At 67.8% G+C, this 16,011-nt stretch carries 16 protein-coding genes and 1 riboswitch; of the genes, 5 read left to right on the forward strand and 11 right to left on the reverse strand.

Annotated elements, in window-relative coordinates; genetic code table 11:
* Window positions 1–7: 7 nt before the first annotated feature.
* Window positions 8–892 (reverse strand): LysR substrate-binding domain-containing protein, encoded by an 885-nt coding sequence (locus B9N97_RS33800; protein WP_085092188.1) that lies wholly within the window; start codon window positions 890–892, stop codon window positions 8–10.
* Between the two features lie 117 nt (window positions 893–1,009).
* Between B9N97_RS33800 and B9N97_RS33805 the strand changes: the two genes are divergently transcribed.
* Entirely contained in the window at window positions 1,010–1,438 is a 429-nt protein-coding gene (locus tag B9N97_RS33805) for a VOC family protein (protein ID WP_085092189.1), read from the forward strand.
* 37 nt (window positions 1,439–1,475) lie between these two features.
* On the opposite strand, the gene B9N97_RS33810 is transcribed toward B9N97_RS33805, so the two are convergent.
* Together B9N97_RS33810 and B9N97_RS33815 are read right to left on the reverse strand one after the other, a co-directional pair.
* Entirely contained in the window at window positions 1,476–3,008 is a 1,533-nt protein-coding gene (locus tag B9N97_RS33810) for an ABC transporter ATP-binding protein (RefSeq protein ID WP_085092190.1), read from the reverse strand.
* 14 nt (window positions 3,009–3,022) lie between these two features.
* Window positions 3,023–4,009, reverse strand: a complete 987-nt coding sequence (locus tag B9N97_RS33815) for a BMP family lipoprotein (RefSeq protein WP_085092191.1) — start codon at window positions 4,007–4,009, stop codon at window positions 3,023–3,025.
* Between the two features lie 217 nt (window positions 4,010–4,226).
* On the opposite strand from B9N97_RS33815, the gene B9N97_RS33820 reads away from it, so the two are divergent.
* On the forward strand, window positions 4,227–4,880 hold the full coding sequence (locus tag B9N97_RS33820) for a LysE family translocator (RefSeq protein ID WP_085092192.1): 654 nt from the start codon (window positions 4,227–4,229) through the stop codon (window positions 4,878–4,880).
* A gap of 7 nt (window positions 4,881–4,887) precedes the next feature.
* On the opposite strand, the gene B9N97_RS33825 is transcribed toward B9N97_RS33820, so the two are convergent.
* From B9N97_RS33825 to B9N97_RS33860, 8 genes are all read right to left on the reverse strand, one after another.
* Window positions 4,888–5,550 carry a DedA family protein gene (locus tag B9N97_RS33825; RefSeq protein WP_085092193.1) on the reverse strand — a complete coding sequence of 221 codons (663 nt, stop codon included), beginning with the start codon at window positions 5,548–5,550 and terminating at the stop codon, window positions 4,888–4,890.
* A gap of 125 nt (window positions 5,551–5,675) precedes the next feature.
* Window positions 5,676–6,488 carry an IclR family transcriptional regulator gene (locus B9N97_RS33830; RefSeq protein ID WP_085092194.1) on the reverse strand — a complete coding sequence of 271 codons (813 nt, stop codon included), beginning with the start codon at window positions 6,486–6,488 and terminating at the stop codon, window positions 5,676–5,678.
* Between the two features lie 113 nt (window positions 6,489–6,601).
* A complete protein-coding gene (locus tag B9N97_RS33835) occupies window positions 6,602–8,017 on the reverse strand; it encodes a sigma-54 interaction domain-containing protein (protein WP_244561076.1) in 1,416 nt (471 codons plus the stop codon).
* A 376-nt stretch (window positions 8,018–8,393) separates the two neighbouring features.
* Entirely contained in the window at window positions 8,394–9,362 is a 969-nt protein-coding gene (locus B9N97_RS33840) for a branched-chain amino acid ABC transporter permease (RefSeq protein WP_085092196.1), read from the reverse strand.
* Window positions 9,363–9,366: 4 nt separating this feature from the next.
* Complete coding sequence (locus B9N97_RS33845; RefSeq protein ID WP_085092197.1) at window positions 9,367–10,254, reverse strand: branched-chain amino acid ABC transporter permease; 888 nt, start codon at window positions 10,252–10,254, stop codon at window positions 9,367–9,369.
* A 216-nt stretch (window positions 10,255–10,470) separates the two neighbouring features.
* Window positions 10,471–11,679 (reverse strand): ABC transporter substrate-binding protein, encoded by a 1,209-nt coding sequence (locus tag B9N97_RS33850; protein ID WP_085092198.1) that lies wholly within the window; start codon window positions 11,677–11,679, stop codon window positions 10,471–10,473.
* Window positions 11,680–11,840: 161 nt separating this feature from the next.
* Window positions 11,841–12,563, reverse strand: coding sequence for an ABC transporter ATP-binding protein (locus B9N97_RS33855; protein WP_085092199.1), 723 nt, complete (start codon window positions 12,561–12,563; stop codon window positions 11,841–11,843).
* Window positions 12,556–13,323, reverse strand: coding sequence for an ABC transporter ATP-binding protein (locus tag B9N97_RS33860; RefSeq protein ID WP_085092200.1), 768 nt, complete (start codon window positions 13,321–13,323; stop codon window positions 12,556–12,558). The genes B9N97_RS33855 and B9N97_RS33860 overlap by 8 nt, the downstream gene beginning before the upstream one ends.
* A 319-nt stretch (window positions 13,324–13,642) precedes the next feature.
* Window positions 13,643–13,866, forward strand: a riboswitch (cobalamin riboswitch).
* Window positions 13,867–13,910: 44 nt separating this feature from the next.
* Between B9N97_RS33860 and B9N97_RS33865 the strand changes: the two genes are divergently transcribed.
* From B9N97_RS33865 to cobW, 3 genes are read left to right on the forward strand one after another with little or no spacing between them, the layout of a single operon-like run.
* Window positions 13,911–14,099 (forward strand): CbtB domain-containing protein, encoded by a 189-nt coding sequence (locus tag B9N97_RS33865; protein WP_085092368.1) that lies wholly within the window; start codon window positions 13,911–13,913, stop codon window positions 14,097–14,099.
* A gap of 10 nt (window positions 14,100–14,109) precedes the next feature.
* On the forward strand, window positions 14,110–14,871 hold the full coding sequence (locus B9N97_RS33870) for a CbtA family protein (protein WP_085092201.1): 762 nt from the start codon (window positions 14,110–14,112) through the stop codon (window positions 14,869–14,871).
* Window positions 14,872–14,883: 12 nt separating this feature from the next.
* Window positions 14,884–15,945 carry a cobalamin biosynthesis protein CobW gene (gene cobW, locus B9N97_RS33875; protein WP_085092202.1) on the forward strand — a complete coding sequence of 354 codons (1,062 nt, stop codon included), beginning with the start codon at window positions 14,884–14,886 and terminating at the stop codon, window positions 15,943–15,945.
* The last annotated feature ends 66 nt before the right edge of the window (window positions 15,946–16,011 follow it).

Consider the following 16,011-nt stretch of genomic DNA (forward strand, 5'->3'; position numbering starts at 1 on the left):
GGAAGCCCTACTCCACCTCGGTCAGCAGCCACTCCTTGAATCGGCGCACCCGCCGGGCGCGCTCGGCTCCCGGCGCGTGGGCGATCAGGTAGCAGCCGCGCGGGCGCAGCGTCTCGGGCATCGGCTGGACCAGCCGGCCCGACGCCACGTCCTCCCGCACCAGAAAGACCGGCAGCAGGGCCACCCCCATGCCGGCCGACGCCGCCTCGATGATCATGAAGAAATGCTCGAAAGCCAGCGACAGCGCCGAGTCCGGCAGGGGCAGGCCGAAGGCGCCGAGATAGACACGCCAGGAATCGGGCCGGGTGGTGTGCTGCAGCAGCCGGTGCTGCGCCAGATCGGCGGGATGGCGCAACGGCGGTTCCTGCTCCAGCAGCGCCGGCGCGCAGAAGACGCCCATCGTCTCCGGCATCAGCGTCGCCGTCTCGGCCCCCGGCCACTCCTCCACGCCATAGCGGATGGCGACGTCGATGCGCTCCTTGGCGAAGTCGACGCGATGCTCGCCGATGCTCACCTCGACCTGTATCTCCGGATTGTCCGCCTGGAAGCGCTTCAGCCGCGGGATCAGCCAGCGCTGCGTCAGGGTCGGCAGCGCGCTGACCCGCAGCACCCCGCCCTCCTGCGCGCGGGCCGCCCGCGCCGCCGCGGCGATGCGGTCGAGCGCCGCCGACGCCTCGCCATAGAAGGCCGCGCCGGTCGGCGTCAGCTCGATCCCGCGGCCGACACGGCGGATCAGCTCGACGCCCAGGTCCGCCTGCAGGGTCTGCATCATCCGGCTGACCGCGCCCTGGGTCACCGCCAGTTCGTCGGCCGCCCGGGTGAAGCTGAGGTGGCGGGCCACCGCGACGAAGCTGCGGACGGCGTTGAGCGACGGGAGAGAGCGTTCGGGCATGGATGAACCGAATCATGAGTTGAACTCATAAATCTCTGCCCGAGAACTCGTTTGTCAAGTCTGCGGCGATACGCTCTGCTGGGTCCACCAACAGCCATCCCCGAAGGCCACCCTCCGATGACCACGCTGACGCCCTTCCACATCGCCTTCCCGGTCGACGACCTCGCCGCCGCCCGCCAGTTCTACGGCACCGTCCTGGGCTGCCCGGAGGGGCGCAGCAGCGACGAATGGATCGATTTCGACCTGTTCGGCCATCAGATCGTCGCCCATTTAAAGCCCCGCGATCCGAACGTCGCCCCTGCCCACCACAACCCGGTGGACGGCCACGACGTGCCGGTCCCGCATTTCGGCGTCGTGCTGCAGCCCGCCGATTGGGACGCGCTGGCGGAAAAGCTGAAGGCCGCCGGGGTGAAGTTCGTGATCGAGCCCTATACCCGCTTCAAGGGTCAGGTGGGCGAGCAGTCCACCATGTTCTTCCTCGACCCCGCCGGCAACGCGCTGGAGTTCAAGGCGTTCGCGGACATGTCGCAGCTGTTCGCGAAGTGAGGTGGATGGGGGCTGGCTTCTTGCGGCGTCAGCCCCCTCACCCACATCCCGCCATCATCAGCCCCAGCGTCTTCTCGTCCGCCTGATCCGGCATCACCTCGCCGACGATGTGGCCGTCGAACATGACGACGATGCGGTCGGACAGGGCGCGGATCTCGTCCAGTTCGACCGACACCAGCAGGATCGCCTTGCCCTGGTCGCGCAGGGCCACGAGCCGGCGGTGGATGAACTCGATGGCGCCGATGTCGACGCCGCGGGTGGGCTGGCCGACCAGCAGCAGGTCGGGGTTCCGCTCGATCTCGCGGGCCAGCACGATCTTCTGCTGGTTGCCGCCGGAGAAGTTGGCCGCCGCCAGCGACCCGTCGCGCGGGCGGGTGTCGTACTCCTCCATCCGGCGGGCGCAGTCGGCGGCGATGGCGTCGCGGTCCATCAGCACCCGGCCGTTCCAGGCCGGATCGTCCTGGAAGCCCAGGATCGAACATTCCTCCGCCGAGAAGCTGGTGACGAGCCCGACCTTCTGCCGGTCCTCCGGCACATGACCCACGCCCAGCCCCCGCAGCGCGCGGGCGTTGAAGCGATCCGGGCGACCGGCCAGTTCCTCCCCGCGCAGGCGGACGGAGCCGCCGGCGATGGGACGCATGCCGGCCAGCGCCTCCAGCAGTTCGGACTGGCCGTTGCCGGAGACGCCGGCGATCCCGACGATCTCGCCGGCCCGCACCGACAGGCCGACGCCCTTCACCCGCTCCACGCCCGAAGGATCGCGCACCCGTAGGCCCTCGACCCGCAGCACCTCCGCCCCAGGATTGGCCGGCGTCTTGTCGACGCGCAGCAGGACCTTGCGGCCGACCATCAGCTCGGCCAACTGCGCCCGGCTGGTGTCGGCGGTGGCAACGTTGGCGACCACCTGCCCGCGCCGCATCACCGTGACGTTGTCGGTCAGCTCCATGATCTCGCGGAGCTTGTGGGTGATGATGATGACCGTCTTGCCCTGCTGGCGCAGCGCCCGCAGGATGCGGAACAGATGGTCGGCCTCCTGCGGGGTCAGCACGCCGGTGGGTTCGTCCAGGATCAGGATGTCGGCGCCACGATAGAGCGCCTTCAGGATCTCCACCCGCTGCTGGGCGCCGACCGGCAGATCGCCGACCGGGCTGTCGAGGTCGACCTCCAGCCCATAATCGCGGGCCAGACGGGTCAGCTCGGTGCGTGCGCGGGCAAGGCCGCCCGCCAGGGTGACCCCGCCTTCCGCCCCCAGCAGCACGTTCTCCAGCACGCTGAAGGGGTCGACCAGCATGAAGTGCTGGTGAACCATGCCGATGCCGGCGGCCAGCGCGTCGCGCGGCGTCCGGATGGCGGCAGGATTGCCGTTCACCCGGATCTCCCCGCCGTCGGCGCGCAGATAGCCGTAGACGATGCTCATGATCGTCGACTTGCCGGCGCCGTTCTCGCCGATCACCCCGTGGATGGTGCCGGCCGGCACCGCCAGCGACACGTCGCGGTTGGCATGGTTGGCGCCGAACCACTTGTTGATCGCCACCGTTTCCAGGGCGATCGGCGCACTCTCCTGATGCATCTGGCGATCCGGGCTCAGGGCTGGTACGGCTTGACCGCCAGCGAGCCCGCGATGATCTGCTTCTTCGCCTCTTCCAGCTTCGCTTCCATCTCCGGCGTAATCAGCTTGCGGTTGTTGTCGTCCAGCGCATAGCCGACGCCGTCCTCCTTCAGCCCGACGACGCGGTGGCCGGGCTTCCAGCTGCCGTCCTTCGCCGCCTTCATGCAGTCATAGACGACGACATCCACCCGCTTGACCATGGAGGTCAGGACGCTGCCGGGGTGGACATGGTTCTGGTTGCTGTCGACGCCGATGGACAGCTTGCCGGCATCGGCCGCCGCCTGCAGCACGCCAAGGCCGGTGGCGCCCGCCGCGGCGAAGACCACATCGGCGCCTCGCGAGAACTGGCTCTTGGCCAGCTCGGCGCCGCGGCCGGGGTCGTTCCAGGCGGCCGGCGTGGTGCCGGTCATGTTGACGAACACCTCGTCGTTCGCTGCGACATGCTTCACGCCCTGCTCGTAGCCGGTCAGGAAGTTGCGGATCAGCGGGATGTCCATGCCGCCGACGAAGCCGACCTTGCCGGACTTGGAGGCGAGCGCCGCCGCCATGCCGACCAGATAGGATCCCTCCTCCTCCTTGAAGGTCACGGACTGGACGTTGGGGGCGTCCAGCTTGTCGTCGATCAGGCAGAACTTGGTCTTGGGCGATTCCTTCGCCACCTTCTCCACCGCCGCGGTCTGCGAGAAGCCGACGGCGACGATCACCGAGGCGCCGCGGCGGACCAGCGTGCGCATCGCCTGCTCGCGCTGGCCCTCGTTGGTGATCTCGAACTCGCGGTAGGCGGTTCCGGTTTCCTTCTTGAACCGCTCGGCGCCGTTATAGGCCGCCTCGTTGAAGGACTTGTCGAACTTGCCGCCCTGGTCGAACACCACCGCCGGCGAGAAGTCGTCGGCCAGTGCCGGAACGCCGGCCGCCGCGATCGCCGTCATCGCCAGCATGCCGGCAAGAATACGCGTCTTCATGTCCCACCCACTCCCGACTGCGGAAACTTGACCCAAAGGATAACCGCGCCATCATTCCGCACAACAGGGAAAGCGGCTGATACGGTGCAGCGATTCGCGGCGCCCCCGGTTGACGACAGGGGCGGGGGCGTTTATCACCCCCGCCGATGGTCGTTGCGACGAACTGGTCGCGAGAAACCGGCACGACCGGCCACAGGAATTCGGGGGACGACGCTCGGTGGACGAAGTCTGGGTGCTTTTGCAGGGAATCGTTCTCGGATTCGCCATCGCCGCACCCGTCGGGCCGATCGGTCTGCTGTGCATCCGCCGCACCCTGCAGCATGGGCCGCTGATGGGATTCTTCACCGGGTTCGGCGCCGCGGTGGCCGATACCTTCTATGGCGCCATCGCCGCCTTCGGCGTGTCGGCGGCGCTCAGCTTCCTGCGCGGGCACGAGATCGCCTTCCAGCTGGTCGGCGGCATCTTCCTGCTGGTGGTGGCGGTCCGCACCTTCCGCCAGCAGCCGGAAGCGGAGGAGCGGGAGGCCGCGGCCGCCCCCGACAGCAAGTCCTGGTTCACCGGCTTCATGACCGGCCTGTCGCTGACCCTGACCAACCCGGCAACCATCATGGCCTTCATCGCCATCTTCGCCGGCTTCGGGCTGGGCGGCACGCTGGGCCGGCTGGAGGCGTCGACCCTGGTGCTGGGCGTCTTCATCGGCTCGTCGCTGTGGTGGATGACGCTGGCGATGGGGGTGGCCGCCGTGCGCCACCGCATATCCGATCGCGGCCTGACCATGCTGAACCACTGCACCGGCGTGGCGCTGGGCGTCTTCGGCCTGTGGGCGCTGGGCATGGCCGCCACCGGCATCGTCGGCATGGCGACGGCCTGAAGCCTTTTCAGCAGCCGGCCGATGGAGTGACGCTCGGCGCCTCGGCAGCCGCACCGCCCTTGCGCAGCAGATGCAGGTGCGTGGCCAGCCGCCACAGGTAGAGCCCCACCAGCACCACCAGCAGCCCGACGGTGAAATAGCCGACCAGCCGGTGGGCGAAGGGCCAGGTCGACAGCGTGTAGCCGGTCCAGGCCAGCAGCAGCGTCCACAGCACCGATCCGACGCCGGACGCCAGCGAATAGTTCAGGATCGACATCTTGCAGGCGCCGGCCGGGATGGAGATCAGCGTCCGCACCCCCGGCACCGGCTGCGAGAACAGCACGGCCAGCCCGCCCCGCTTGGCGAACCAGTCGGTGCTCTGCCGCACCTTCTTCGGGTTGATGGTCAGCCAGGGGCCGTATTTCTTCAGGAACGCCTCGAGCCGCTCGCGCCCCATCAGCCGGCTCGGCAGGAACCACACCAGTTGGCCCGCCAGCGAGCCGAGCCCGCCGGCGATGGCGATCCCGACCAGCGAGAACTCGCCGGTCGCTGCCCCGATCCCGGCCAGCGGGATCACCGACTCGGCGGGGAGCGGCGGGAACACCCGCGCCAGCGCCACCAGCAGGAAGATCCCGATATAGTGAAGATGGTGCATCACCTGCACCAGCCAGTCCGTCAACCCACCATCCATGCCGTTCCGTCCTTCCCCACCGGTCGAGATGACCCGTATCGGGAAAACGGCGCGGCACGGCGGGGGGTTCCCAAGTGTCGGCTGACGATGCCCCCACTTAACCTCGCAAGATTCCTAAACCCCCATTACCCATTGAACAGCGCCGCGTCGATCCGCCGGACCATCGCCACCAGCCGGGGGGCGAACTCCTCCTCCAGCTTCTTCAGATCGACCATGAAGGCCGGCCCGCCGCAGTTGAAGGCCAGCACCTGCGAGCCGTCGCGCGGCACGAAGGGGACGCCGACGGCATGCACCTCCGACTTCCAGGCGCCGATGGAGCGGCAGTAACCGCGCGTCCGGTAATCCTCGATGGCCTGGAGGATGCCGTCGCGGATCTCGGGCCAGCGCTCCCCCTCATGCTCCTCCAGCTTCGCCATCAGCGGCGCGCGCTCCGCCTCCGGCAAGGCGGCCAGATAGGCGCGACCCATGCCGGTGGTCGACAGCTTGATGTGGGAGCCGACGTCGAGTGACAGGGTGATCGGCCCGGTCGCCTTGCAGCATTCCAGATAGATCATGCTCAGCCGGTCGCGCCCGCCGAGCGCCACGGCAAGGCCGGTCTGGTCGGCCAGTTCCTGCATCAGCGGCCGGGCGACCTGCCGGATGCCCATGCCCGACAGGCTGGCATATCCCAGCGCCAGCACCGATGTGCCAAGCCGGTATTTGCCGGTGTTCTGGTCGTAGGCGAGATAGCCCAGCTTCGCCAGCGTGTAGGTCAGCCGCGACACCGTCGGCTTGGGCAGGCCGGTGCGCTGCGCCAGTTCCAGATTGCCGAGCATCGACTCGTTGCGGCGGAAGGCGCGCAGAAGTTCCAGCCCACGGGCCAGCGCCGTGACGAAGCGCGGGTCCTTCTCGTCGTCCGCCAGATCGTCGGCGACCAGAGCCTCTTCCCGCCTGCGCATGACCCGTTCCTCCCGCAAAAGATAGCGGGACGATCCTGCCAGCGGCCGGACAGCGCGTCAATGGAACAAGGTTTCGCGATGCGGAATTTATGACCGGCGCGCTATGCCGGCCCCTACTGCGTCGCCCCAAGCCCCAGCGTCACCATGCGTTCGTACAGCGACGCGCGCGAAATGCCCAGCAGCTTCGCCGCCCGTGCCTTCACGCCGTTGGCCTCCTCCAGCGCGGCGGCGATGGCGTGACGTTCGGCGGCGTGCAGAACCTCCTGCAACGGCCGCGCTCCCGCCGCCAGCGGCAGGGCGGAGGCGCCGGCCGGATGCTGCATGCCGGGCAACACGCTGCGGATGTGCGGCGCGGTCAGGATTGGCGCGTCGGTCAGCGCCACCACCCGTTCCAGCGTGTTGTAAAGCTCGCGCACATTGCCGGGCCAGTCATAGTCGCGCAGCACCTGCACCGCCGATTCCAGCAGCTCGCGCGGCGGCGTGCCCTGCTGGATCGCCAGCTGTTCCAGGATGCGGTCGGCGATGCTCTCGATGTCCTCCGGCCGGTCGCGCAGCGGCGGCAGGGTGATCGGCACCACGTTCAGCCGGTAATAGAGGTCGGCGCGGAACTGCTTTTCCTTCACCAGGGCGTGCAGGTCGCGGCTGGTGGCGGCGATGATGCGCACATCGACCCGCACCACCTTGTTGGAGCCCAGCGGCTCGATCTCCCGCTCCTGCAGCACGCGCAGCAGCTTGGCCTGGACCGGCAGCGGCATGTCGCCGATCTCGTCCAGGAACAGGGTGCCGCCGTTGGCGAGCTGGAACTTGCCTTCGCGGTGGCGGCGGTCGGCACCGGTGTAGGCGCCGGGGGCGACGCCGAAGAACTCCGCCTCCAGCAGGGTTTCCGGGATGGCGGCGACATTGACGCCGACGAAGGGCTTGGCCGCCCGCGGGCTGGCGGAATGGATGGCCTGGGCCAGCAACTCCTTCCCCGTCCCGGTCTCGCCCAGCAGCAGCACGGTCGAGTCCATCTGGGCGGCGCGGCGGCCCAGCCGCTTGATCTCACGGATCGATTCGCTGGCGCCGAGGAACTGCGAGAAGGAGTATTTGGCCCGGCGCTCATGCGCCAACTCCTGCTGGGTGCGGGCCAGTTCCTCCTGCATCTTTTCGTATTTGCGGACCAGCGGGCGGAGATATTCGGCGCGGTCGAACAGCACGAAGCCGATGGCGCCGATGATCGAGCCGTCGGTGCCGAACAGCGGCATCCGCGTCACCACGAAGGAGCGGTCGTCGAACTCCATGATGTCCAGCGGCTGCGGCTGGCCGCTGTCGATCACCCGGCGCAGCTGGCTGTTGGGGATGACGTCCTCCACCTGCCGGCCGCGCGGGTCGCCGGGAACGCCCAGCAGCGCCTTGTACTTCTCGTCCATCCAGGCGATGCGGCCGGTGTGGTCGACGGCGACGGCACCGACGCACATGGATTCCAGATGTTCGAACAGGGAATGGACCGCCCGCTGGCGCAACGCTTCGAAATCGACGGTGTCGCCCACGTCACCCTCCCAAACGGGACCGATCTTCGTCGTCCCGGTGTCGAGGCCCATTGCGGCGCCGGCTTTGGGGCCTGCTGCATTGCAACGCAATTTGCCAACAATATCAGAGGTCAACATAGTAGCCCATCCGTCGGATTAAAAGGAAGGCGCACAGATCCAGTCGGGTGCGCGGGGTCGATCCGCACCCGTTCATCAGATCAAAGCTTTGCCGCGTGCCGGCCCGGGCCCCTATTTAAAAAGGCAACCCGGACGAGTTCTCTACATCCTCCGCCATATCCCCGTTTCTTTTTGGGTCTTTCAACCCGGACGGGTGGGAAAGGGAAAAAGAGGGGGACCTTTCGGTCCCCCTGGGGGAGTTACGGAGAAGACCGCGGATTCAATGCCCGCGCTTGGACAGCCGGTGCATCAACTCGCCGACGATGCCGCGGCGGAAGACCAGCACGCAGACGACGAAGATGCAGCCGATCACCACCGGCACCGGCAGGCTGGTGGAGGCGAGGTAGCTTTCCAGCGTCACCACCAGCCCGGCACCGACCACCGGCCCGAACAGCGTGCCCATGCCGCCCAGCAGCGTCATCAGCACCACCTCGCCCGACATCTGCCACGTCACATCGGTCAGGCTGGCGAGTTGGAACACAATCGCCTTGGTCCCGCCGGCGAGCCCGGCCAGCGAGGCCGACAGCACGAAGGCGACCAGCTTGTAGCGGTCGGTGCGGTAGCCGAGCGACACCGCGCGCGGCTCGTTCTCGCGGATCGCCTTCAGCACCTGTCCGAAGGGCGAATGCACCGTGCGCCAGATCAGGGCGAAGCCGGCGAGGAAGATCGCCAACACGGTGTAGTACATGGTCAGCGGCTGGCTGAGGTCGAACAGCCCGAACAGCAGGCCGCGCGGCACGCCCTGGATGCCGTCCTCGCCATGGGTGAAGGGCAGCTGCAGCGCCAGGAAGAACACCATCTGCGACAGCGCCAGGGTGATCATGGCGAAATAGATGCCCTGGCGGCGGATGGCGATCAGGCCGAAGACCAGCCCCATCAGCCCGGCCACCACGGTGGCGGCGAGCAGCCCTGCCTCCGGCGCCCAGCCCCATTCCTTCACGGTGTGGGCGGCGATGTAGGCCGCCGATCCGAAGAAGGCGGCATGGCCGAAGCTGAGCAGGCCGGCGAAGCCGATCAGCAGGTTGAAGGCGCAGGCGAACAGCGCGAAGCACAGCACCTTCATCAGGAAAACGGGATACAGCACGAAGGGTGCCGCAAGGGCGAGCAGCAGCAGGACGGCGGCGATCAGCGCCGTGCCGATGGCCGGACCCCGAACCGCGACACGGGTGGAATTGCTGGCGACGGTCATTGGATCAACGCTCCCGTCCGAAGAGGCCCGCGGGCTTGATGAGAAGGACGATCGCCATCACGACGAACACGACGATGTTGGACGCCTCGGGATAGAAGACCTTGGTCAACCCCTCCAGCAGCCCCAGCCCAAGGCCGGTGACGATGGCGCCCAGGATCGACCCCATGCCGCCGATCACCACCACCGCGAAGACGATGATGATCAGGTTGGTGCCCATCAGCGGCGACACCTGATAGATCGGCGCCGCCAGCACGCCGGCCAGCCCGGCCAGCGCCACGCCGAAGCCGTAGGTCAGCGACACCATCACCGGCACGTTTATGCCGAAGGCCTGCACCAGCGTCGGGTTCTCCGTCGCCGCGCGCAGGTAGGCGCCCAGCTTGGTCCGCTCGATCGCGAACCAGGTGCCGAAGCAGATGACCAGCGAGGCGACGACGACCCAGCCGCGATAGTTGGGCAGGAACATGAAGCCGAGATTCTGCCCGCCCTGAAGGGCTGCAGGAATCGGATAGGGCTGGCCGGAAACGCCGTACTGGTGGCGGAACGCCCCCTCCAGGATCAGCGCCAGCCCGAAGGTCAGCAGCAGCCCATAGAGGTGGTCCAGCTTGTAGAGCCGCGACAGCATCGTCTTTTCCAGCAGGATGCCGAGCAGCCCGACGACCACCGGCGCGATCACCAGCGCGCCCCAATAGCCGATGCCGGCATAGGTCAGCAGCAGCCACGCCACGAAGGCGCCGACCATGTAGAGCGCACCGTGGGCGAAGTTGATGACGTTCAACATGCCGAAGATCACCGCCAGCCCGAGGCTGAGCAGCGCATAGAAGGACCCATTGATCAGGCCGAGCAGAAGCTGCCCGAACAGCACTTGGGGCGGGATTCCCAGCAGGCTGACCATCTCCGCATTTCTCCCGGTTCGTTGGTGTTGTTCTTGGTCTTGATAACTGGCTGCCATCGAATGCCCCCTCCCCATCCCTCCCCCGCTTCGCGGGAGAGGGGGTATGATGCTTGGCGAGGGTTTCAGCAATCGACGGTGGCAGTGCCCTCTCCCGCGATCGGACCGGCCTTCGGCCGGCCGAGAGCGGGGGAGGGTCAGGGTGGGGGCTAACCCCCCTCACTTCACCAGCGGACAGCCGCTCTGCTTCGGGTCCATGAAGGCGGTGTCGGCCGGGATGGTCTTGACGATCTTGTAATAGTCCCAGGCGCCCTTCGATTCGGCCGGGGTTTTCACCTGGGCCAGATACATGTCGTGGAACATGCGGCCGTTGGCGGCGACCTTGCCCTTCTTGGCGAACATGTCCTCGACCGGCAGCTCGCGCATCTTGGCGGCGACCTTGTCGGCGTCGTCGGTCTTGGCCGCTTCCACCGCCTTCAGGTAATGCTTCACCGCCGAATAGACGCCGGCCTGCACCATGGTCGGCTTCTTGCCGGCCTTGGCTTCGAACTTCTTCGACCATTCGCGGGTCTGGTCGTCCATGTCCCAATAGAAGCCGGTGGTCAGCATCAGGCCCTGCGCCGACTGCAGCCCCAGCGCATTGACGTCGGTGATGAACATCAGCAGACCGGCGAGGCTCTGACCCGCCTGGGTGATGCCGAACTCCGCCGCCTGCTTGACGGCGTTGACGGTGTCGCCGCCGGCATTGGCCAGACCGATCACGTCGGCGCCCGAGCCCTGCGCCTGCAGCAGGAAGGACGAGAAGTCGGAGGTGCCGAGCGGATGGCGCACCGACCCGACGATGGTGCCGCCCAGCGACTTCACCATCTTGGTGGTCTCCTCCTCCAGCGACTGGCCGAAGGCGTAGTCGGCGGTCACGAAGAACCACTTCTTCTTGCCCTGCTCGTACAGGGCGCGGCCGGTGCCGGCGGCCATGGCGTAGTTGTCGTAGGTCCACTGGAAGCCATAGGGGCTGCACTGCGCGCCGCTCAGCGCGGTGGCGCCGGGACCGGACATCAGGAAGATGCGCTTCTTGTCCTTGGTGATGCCCTGCACCGCCAGAGCGGCGGCGGAGTTCGGCACGTCGGCGATGGCGTCGACGCCGCCGGTGTCCACCCACTCACGCGCCTTCGACGCGGCGATGTCGGCCTTGTTCTGGTGGTCGGCGACAACGATCTCGACCGGGGCGCCGGCGACCTTGTTGCCGAACTCCTCCGCCGCCATCCGGGCGGCGATGGCGGAGCCCTCGCCGGCGAGATCGGCGTAGATGCCGGAACGGTCGTTCAGCACGCCGATGCGGATGACGTTGTCCGACACCTGGGCGGAAGCCGGAATCGCGGTCCCGGCGAGCGTCAGCAAGGCGGTGCCGGCGAGAAGAAGCGTACGCATCAGAAGGTCTCTCCCTCTTGGTTTTATTGTCGGCCGGGGCCCTTCGGGTCCCAGTGGCCGTAGTCGGGCAAGAACCGACGGTTCGCCGTCCCGCTCCCGTCAGGGGCGGAACGGCGCTTGCGCCGGTGAGGTCGGCAAGCGATGCCGGATTGCTGGACGGCCTACACGCCGAGATAGGTGTGGAGCTTGTCCATGTTGGCTTCGAGCTGGTCGTTGGGGATCATGTCCACCACATGGCCCTCCTCCATCACGTAATGGCGGTCGGCGATGGTGGCGGCGAAGCGGAAGTTCTGCTCCACCAGCACGATGGTGAAGCCGCGCGCCTTCAGCGCCCGCACCGCCACGCCGATCTGCTCGATGATGACCGGGGCCAAGCCCTCGGTCGGCTCGTCCAGCAGGATCAGGGTGGCGCCGGTGCGCAGGATGCGGGCGATCGCCAGCATCTGCTGCTCGCCGCCCGACAGGCGGGTGCCCTGCGTCGAGCCGCGGCCCTTCAGGTTGGGGAACAGGTCGTAGATCTGCGGAACCGTCATCCCGCCGTCCTTCACCACCGGCGGCAGCGTCAGGTTCTCGTCCACGCTGAGGCTGGAGAAGATGCCGCGCTCCTCCGGCACATAGCCGATGCCCAGCCGCGGGATCCTGTGCTGGGCCATGCCGATCAGCTCCTGGCCCTGGAAGCGGATGGAGCCGGTGCGCTTGCCCATGATCCCCATGATGGCGCGCATGGTGGAGGTCTTGCCGGCGCCGTTGCGGCCCAGCAGCGTCACCACCTCGCCCTGCCGCACCTCCAGGCTGACGCCGTGCAGCACATGGCTTTCGCCGTAATAGCCGTGCAGGTCGGCGATCTCCAGCATCGCAGTCTTGGTGTGCATCCCGTCAGGCATGTCCGGTCCCCATATAAGCTTCCATCACCTGCGGGTTCTTGGAGACGACCTCGTACGGTCCCTCCGCCAGGATCTCGCCCCGGCGCAGCACGGTGATGGTGTCCGACAGGTGGGCGACGACCGACAAATTGTGCTCCACCATCAGCACGGTGCGGTCGGCGGCGACGCGCTTGATGAGAGCCGCGGTGCCCTCGATGTCCTCATGGCCCATGCCGGCCAGCGGCTCGTCGAGCAGCATCACCTCCGGGTCGAGGGCCAGGGTGGTGGCGATCTCCAGCGCGCGCTTGCGGCCATAGGGCAGCTCGGCGGCGGTGTGGCCGGCCCAGGGGGTGAGGTTCACCGCCTCGATCAGTTCCAGCGCCCGGTCATGCAGGTCGTAGAGCGACGACTCGGACTTCCAGAAATGGAAGCTGGTGCCGAGCGGGCGTTGCAACGCCACCCGGACATTCTCCAGCACGCTGAGGTGCGGGAAGACGGCCGAGATCTGGAAGGAGCGCACCAGCCCCATCAGCGCGATGTCGGCCGGCTTGGTGCGGGTGATGTCGCGGCCCTTGTAGAGGATCTGGCCGCGGGTGGGCGTCAGGAACTTGGTGAGCAGGTTGAACACCGTGCTCTTGCCGGCGCCGTTCGGGCCGATCAGCGCGTGGATGGTGCCGCGGCGAACCTGAAGGTTCACCTCCTTCACCGCCACGAAGCCCTTGAACTCCTTCGTCAGGTTGCGCGCTTCCAGGATGATGTCGTCGTTCGGTGCGGCGTTCATCGGTCGCGAATTCTCCTCCCGTTCGTCCTTATGTCCGGCAACGCATGCCGGGAGCCGCCAAGCGGCGGGACGTTTCACCGATTGTTGTACGCACGAAGCGTGCCACGGCCGGGTTCGCTTCGGTCGGGCCGTCGGCCCCTTTGTTTCTCCGCCGGTTTCGCTGCGGCGTCCTCCATCCACTCGCTCACCCTAGCACCGGAAAGTGTCGGATTTCCGGACACTCTGTCCGCCAAACATGACAGCATCCAAAATGTCGGCGCGCAAGATCGTCCGTGTGGCAGACGCGTTATTGTGGGCTTGCCAAACGCGTGCGGCACTGCGATGGTGGCGGTCCGACGGTGCCCTGCCCGTCCTGACGGGCGGCGGGGATAATAGGGAATGCGGTGCGGTGCTTCCTTGGAAGCGCCAATGCCGCGGCTGCCCCCGCAACTGTAAGCGGCGAGCGTCCCGTCCATCATGCCACTGGCCCTCCACGGGCCGGGAAGGCGGACGGCGATGCGGCGACCCGCGAGCCAGGAAACCTGCCGGCGGACGTATCAACCTTTCCCAACCCCGCCGGGTGTGGCGGGAGAGCAAGGATGTCTTCGATGACCACCCGTTCCATCAATTCCGTCGGCAACTCCGCGACCCGCAGCGCCGCCCAGACCGCGGTCGCCGCCTTTGCCGCGATCCTGCTCGGCAGCTTCCTGCTGTATGGCGTCGGCTTCGCCCAGCCGCAGCAGATCCACGACGCGGCCCACGACGCCCGTCACTCCTTCGCGTTCCCCTGCCACTAAGCAGCGGGTCATGGATCTGATCCGGCGGCTGTTCACAGCCGCTTTGGTCGCGGGCGTGCTCTCCGGCACGGCCGCGTCCGTCGTTCAGCAGGCGACGACCGTCCCGCTGATCCTCGAAGCCGAGAAGTACGAGGTGGTCACCCCGCCTCCGGCAACTTCGGCGTCGCCCGCCGGCGCGCCGGCGCATCAGCACGGCCCCGTGCGCGAGATCGGCGAAGGGGTGCCGACGACACTGGACGAGGCGATGCAGCGCATCGGCCTGACCATCGCCGCCAACCTGTTGACCGGCGTCGCCTATGCGCTGCTGCTGGGTGCCGCGATCCTGCTGGCCGGCCGTCCGGTCGATGCGCGGCGCGGGCTGGTGTGGGGCATGGGCGGCTTCGTCGCCGTCTCGCTGGCGCCCGCATTCGGTCTGCCGCCGGAACTGCCGGGTATGGCCGGCGCGGAGCTTGAGCTGCGTCAGCTCTGGTGGCTGTCCGCCGCCGCCGGGGCCGGCGTCGGCATGGCCGCGCTCGCCTTCGCCCGCAACCGTCTGGTCATCGCCGCCGCCATTTTGGCCGCAGCTTTGCCCCATCTGATCGGCGCCCCCCATCCGGAAAGCGCCGAGGGTGCGGTTCCGCCGGAACTGGCCGCCCATTTCGTCACCGCCTCTCTCGGTGGGGCCGCCCTGTTCTGGGCGATCCTGGGGGCCACCTGCGGCTGGCTGATGAGCGGTCTGGTCCGCGAGACCGAGTCCCGCCCGGCCTTGCGGGTCCAGCCCGGCGCGCGTTAAGGAAAGAAGCCCATGTCCGCACTTGCGAAAACGGCCGCCGGCAAGGTTCCGGCGACCGTCATCACCGGCTTCCTCGGCGCCGGCAAGACCACGCTGATCCGCGGCCTGCTGGAAAAGGCCGACGGCCGCCGGCTGGCGCTGATCATCAACGAGTTCGGCGATGTCGGCATCGACGGCGACATCCTGCGCGCCTGCGGCAACCCGACCTGCACCGAAGACGACGTGATCGAGCTGGCGAACGGCTGCCTGTGCTGCACCGTCGCCGACGACTTCGTCCCGGCCATCGAAAAGCTGCTGGCTCGGCCGGAGCCGCCCGAGCATATCGTGATCGAGACCAGCGGCCTCGCCTTGCCGAAGCCGCTGGTGCAGGCCTTCCACTGGCCGGCGATCAAGACTCGGGTGACGGTGGACGGCGTCATCGCCGTGGTCGACGCCGCTGCGGCGGCGGAGGGCCGCTTCGCCCCCGATCCTGCCGCGCTGGAGGCCCAACGCGACGCCGCCGGCACCGTGGATCACGAAACGCCGATCGAAGAGGTGTTCGAGGACCAGCTTCTCTGCGCCGACCTGATCGTCGTCAACAAGACCGATCTGGTCGCCGCTGGCGACCTCGCCCGCGTCGAGGAGTTGATCCGCGGCGCGCTGAGCCATACCGTCGGCCGCGACGCCAAGCTGGTCCGCGCGTCGCAGGGCGCCGTCGATCCGCTGGTGCTGCTCGGCGTCGGTGCGGCGGTGGAGGACGACCTCGCCAACCGGCCCAGCCATCATGACGACGAAGAGGGCCACGACCACGACGACTTCACCAGCTTCGTGGTGGAACTGCCGTCGCAGCCCGACCCCGCCCGTCTGGCGATGACGCTGGAACAGGTTGCCGGCCTGCATGGCGTGCTGCGCCTGAAGGGCTTCATCGACGTGCCCGGCAAGCCGATGCGCCTGCTGGTCCAGGGCGTCGGCACCCGCATCCAGACCCACTACGACCGCCTGTGGAAGCCCGGCGAGGAGCGCCGCAGCCGTCTGGTGGTGATCGGCGAGACCGGGCTGGACCGTGACGCGGTGACCAGGGCGGTTGTTGGGTAATAGGTTGAGTTTGGTGCGGAGTTAGACCCCCACCTAACCTCCCCCGCTGGGCGGGGGAGGGACTGC

It is taken from the genome of Azospirillum oryzae (assembly GCF_900177515.1).
Classification (GTDB): domain Bacteria; phylum Pseudomonadota; class Alphaproteobacteria; order Azospirillales; family Azospirillaceae; genus Azospirillum; species Azospirillum oryzae_A.

Bases quoted from the DNA above. Each gene is read 5' to 3' on its own strand.
- B9N97_RS33870 (WP_085092201.1), top strand. From the start codon at position 14,110: ATGGATCTGATCCGGCGGCTGTTCACAGCCGCTTTGGTCGCGGGCGTG.
- B9N97_RS33815 (WP_085092191.1), bottom strand. From the start codon at position 4,009: ATGAAGACGCGTATTCTTGCCGGCATGCTGGCGATGACGGCGATCGCG.
- B9N97_RS33845 (WP_085092197.1), bottom strand. From the start codon at position 10,254: ATGGTCAGCCTGCTGGGAATCCCGCCCCAAGTGCTGTTCGGGCAGCTT.
- B9N97_RS33825 (WP_085092193.1), bottom strand. From the start codon at position 5,550: ATGGATGGTGGGTTGACGGACTGGCTGGTGCAGGTGATGCACCATCTT.
- B9N97_RS33800 (WP_085092188.1), bottom strand. From the start codon at position 892: ATGCCCGAACGCTCTCTCCCGTCGCTCAACGCCGTCCGCAGCTTCGTC.
- B9N97_RS33860 (WP_085092200.1), bottom strand. From the start codon at position 13,323: ATGAACGCCGCACCGAACGACGACATCATCCTGGAAGCGCGCAACCTG.
- B9N97_RS33805 (WP_085092189.1), top strand. From the start codon at position 1,010: ATGACCACGCTGACGCCCTTCCACATCGCCTTCCCGGTCGACGACCTC.
- B9N97_RS33810 (WP_085092190.1), bottom strand. From the start codon at position 3,008: ATGCATCAGGAGAGTGCGCCGATCGCCCTGGAAACGGTGGCGATCAAC.
- B9N97_RS33850 (WP_085092198.1), bottom strand. From the start codon at position 11,679: ATGCGTACGCTTCTTCTCGCCGGCACCGCCTTGCTGACGCTCGCCGGG.
- B9N97_RS33855 (WP_085092199.1), bottom strand. From the start codon at position 12,563: ATGCCTGACGGGATGCACACCAAGACTGCGATGCTGGAGATCGCCGAC.
- B9N97_RS33830 (WP_085092194.1), bottom strand. From the start codon at position 6,488: ATGCGCAGGCGGGAAGAGGCTCTGGTCGCCGACGATCTGGCGGACGAC.
- cobW (WP_085092202.1), top strand. From the start codon at position 14,884: ATGTCCGCACTTGCGAAAACGGCCGCCGGCAAGGTTCCGGCGACCGTC.
- B9N97_RS33865 (WP_085092368.1), top strand. From the start codon at position 13,911: ATGACCACCCGTTCCATCAATTCCGTCGGCAACTCCGCGACCCGCAGC.
- B9N97_RS33840 (WP_085092196.1), bottom strand. From the start codon at position 9,362: ATGACCGTCGCCAGCAATTCCACCCGTGTCGCGGTTCGGGGTCCGGCC.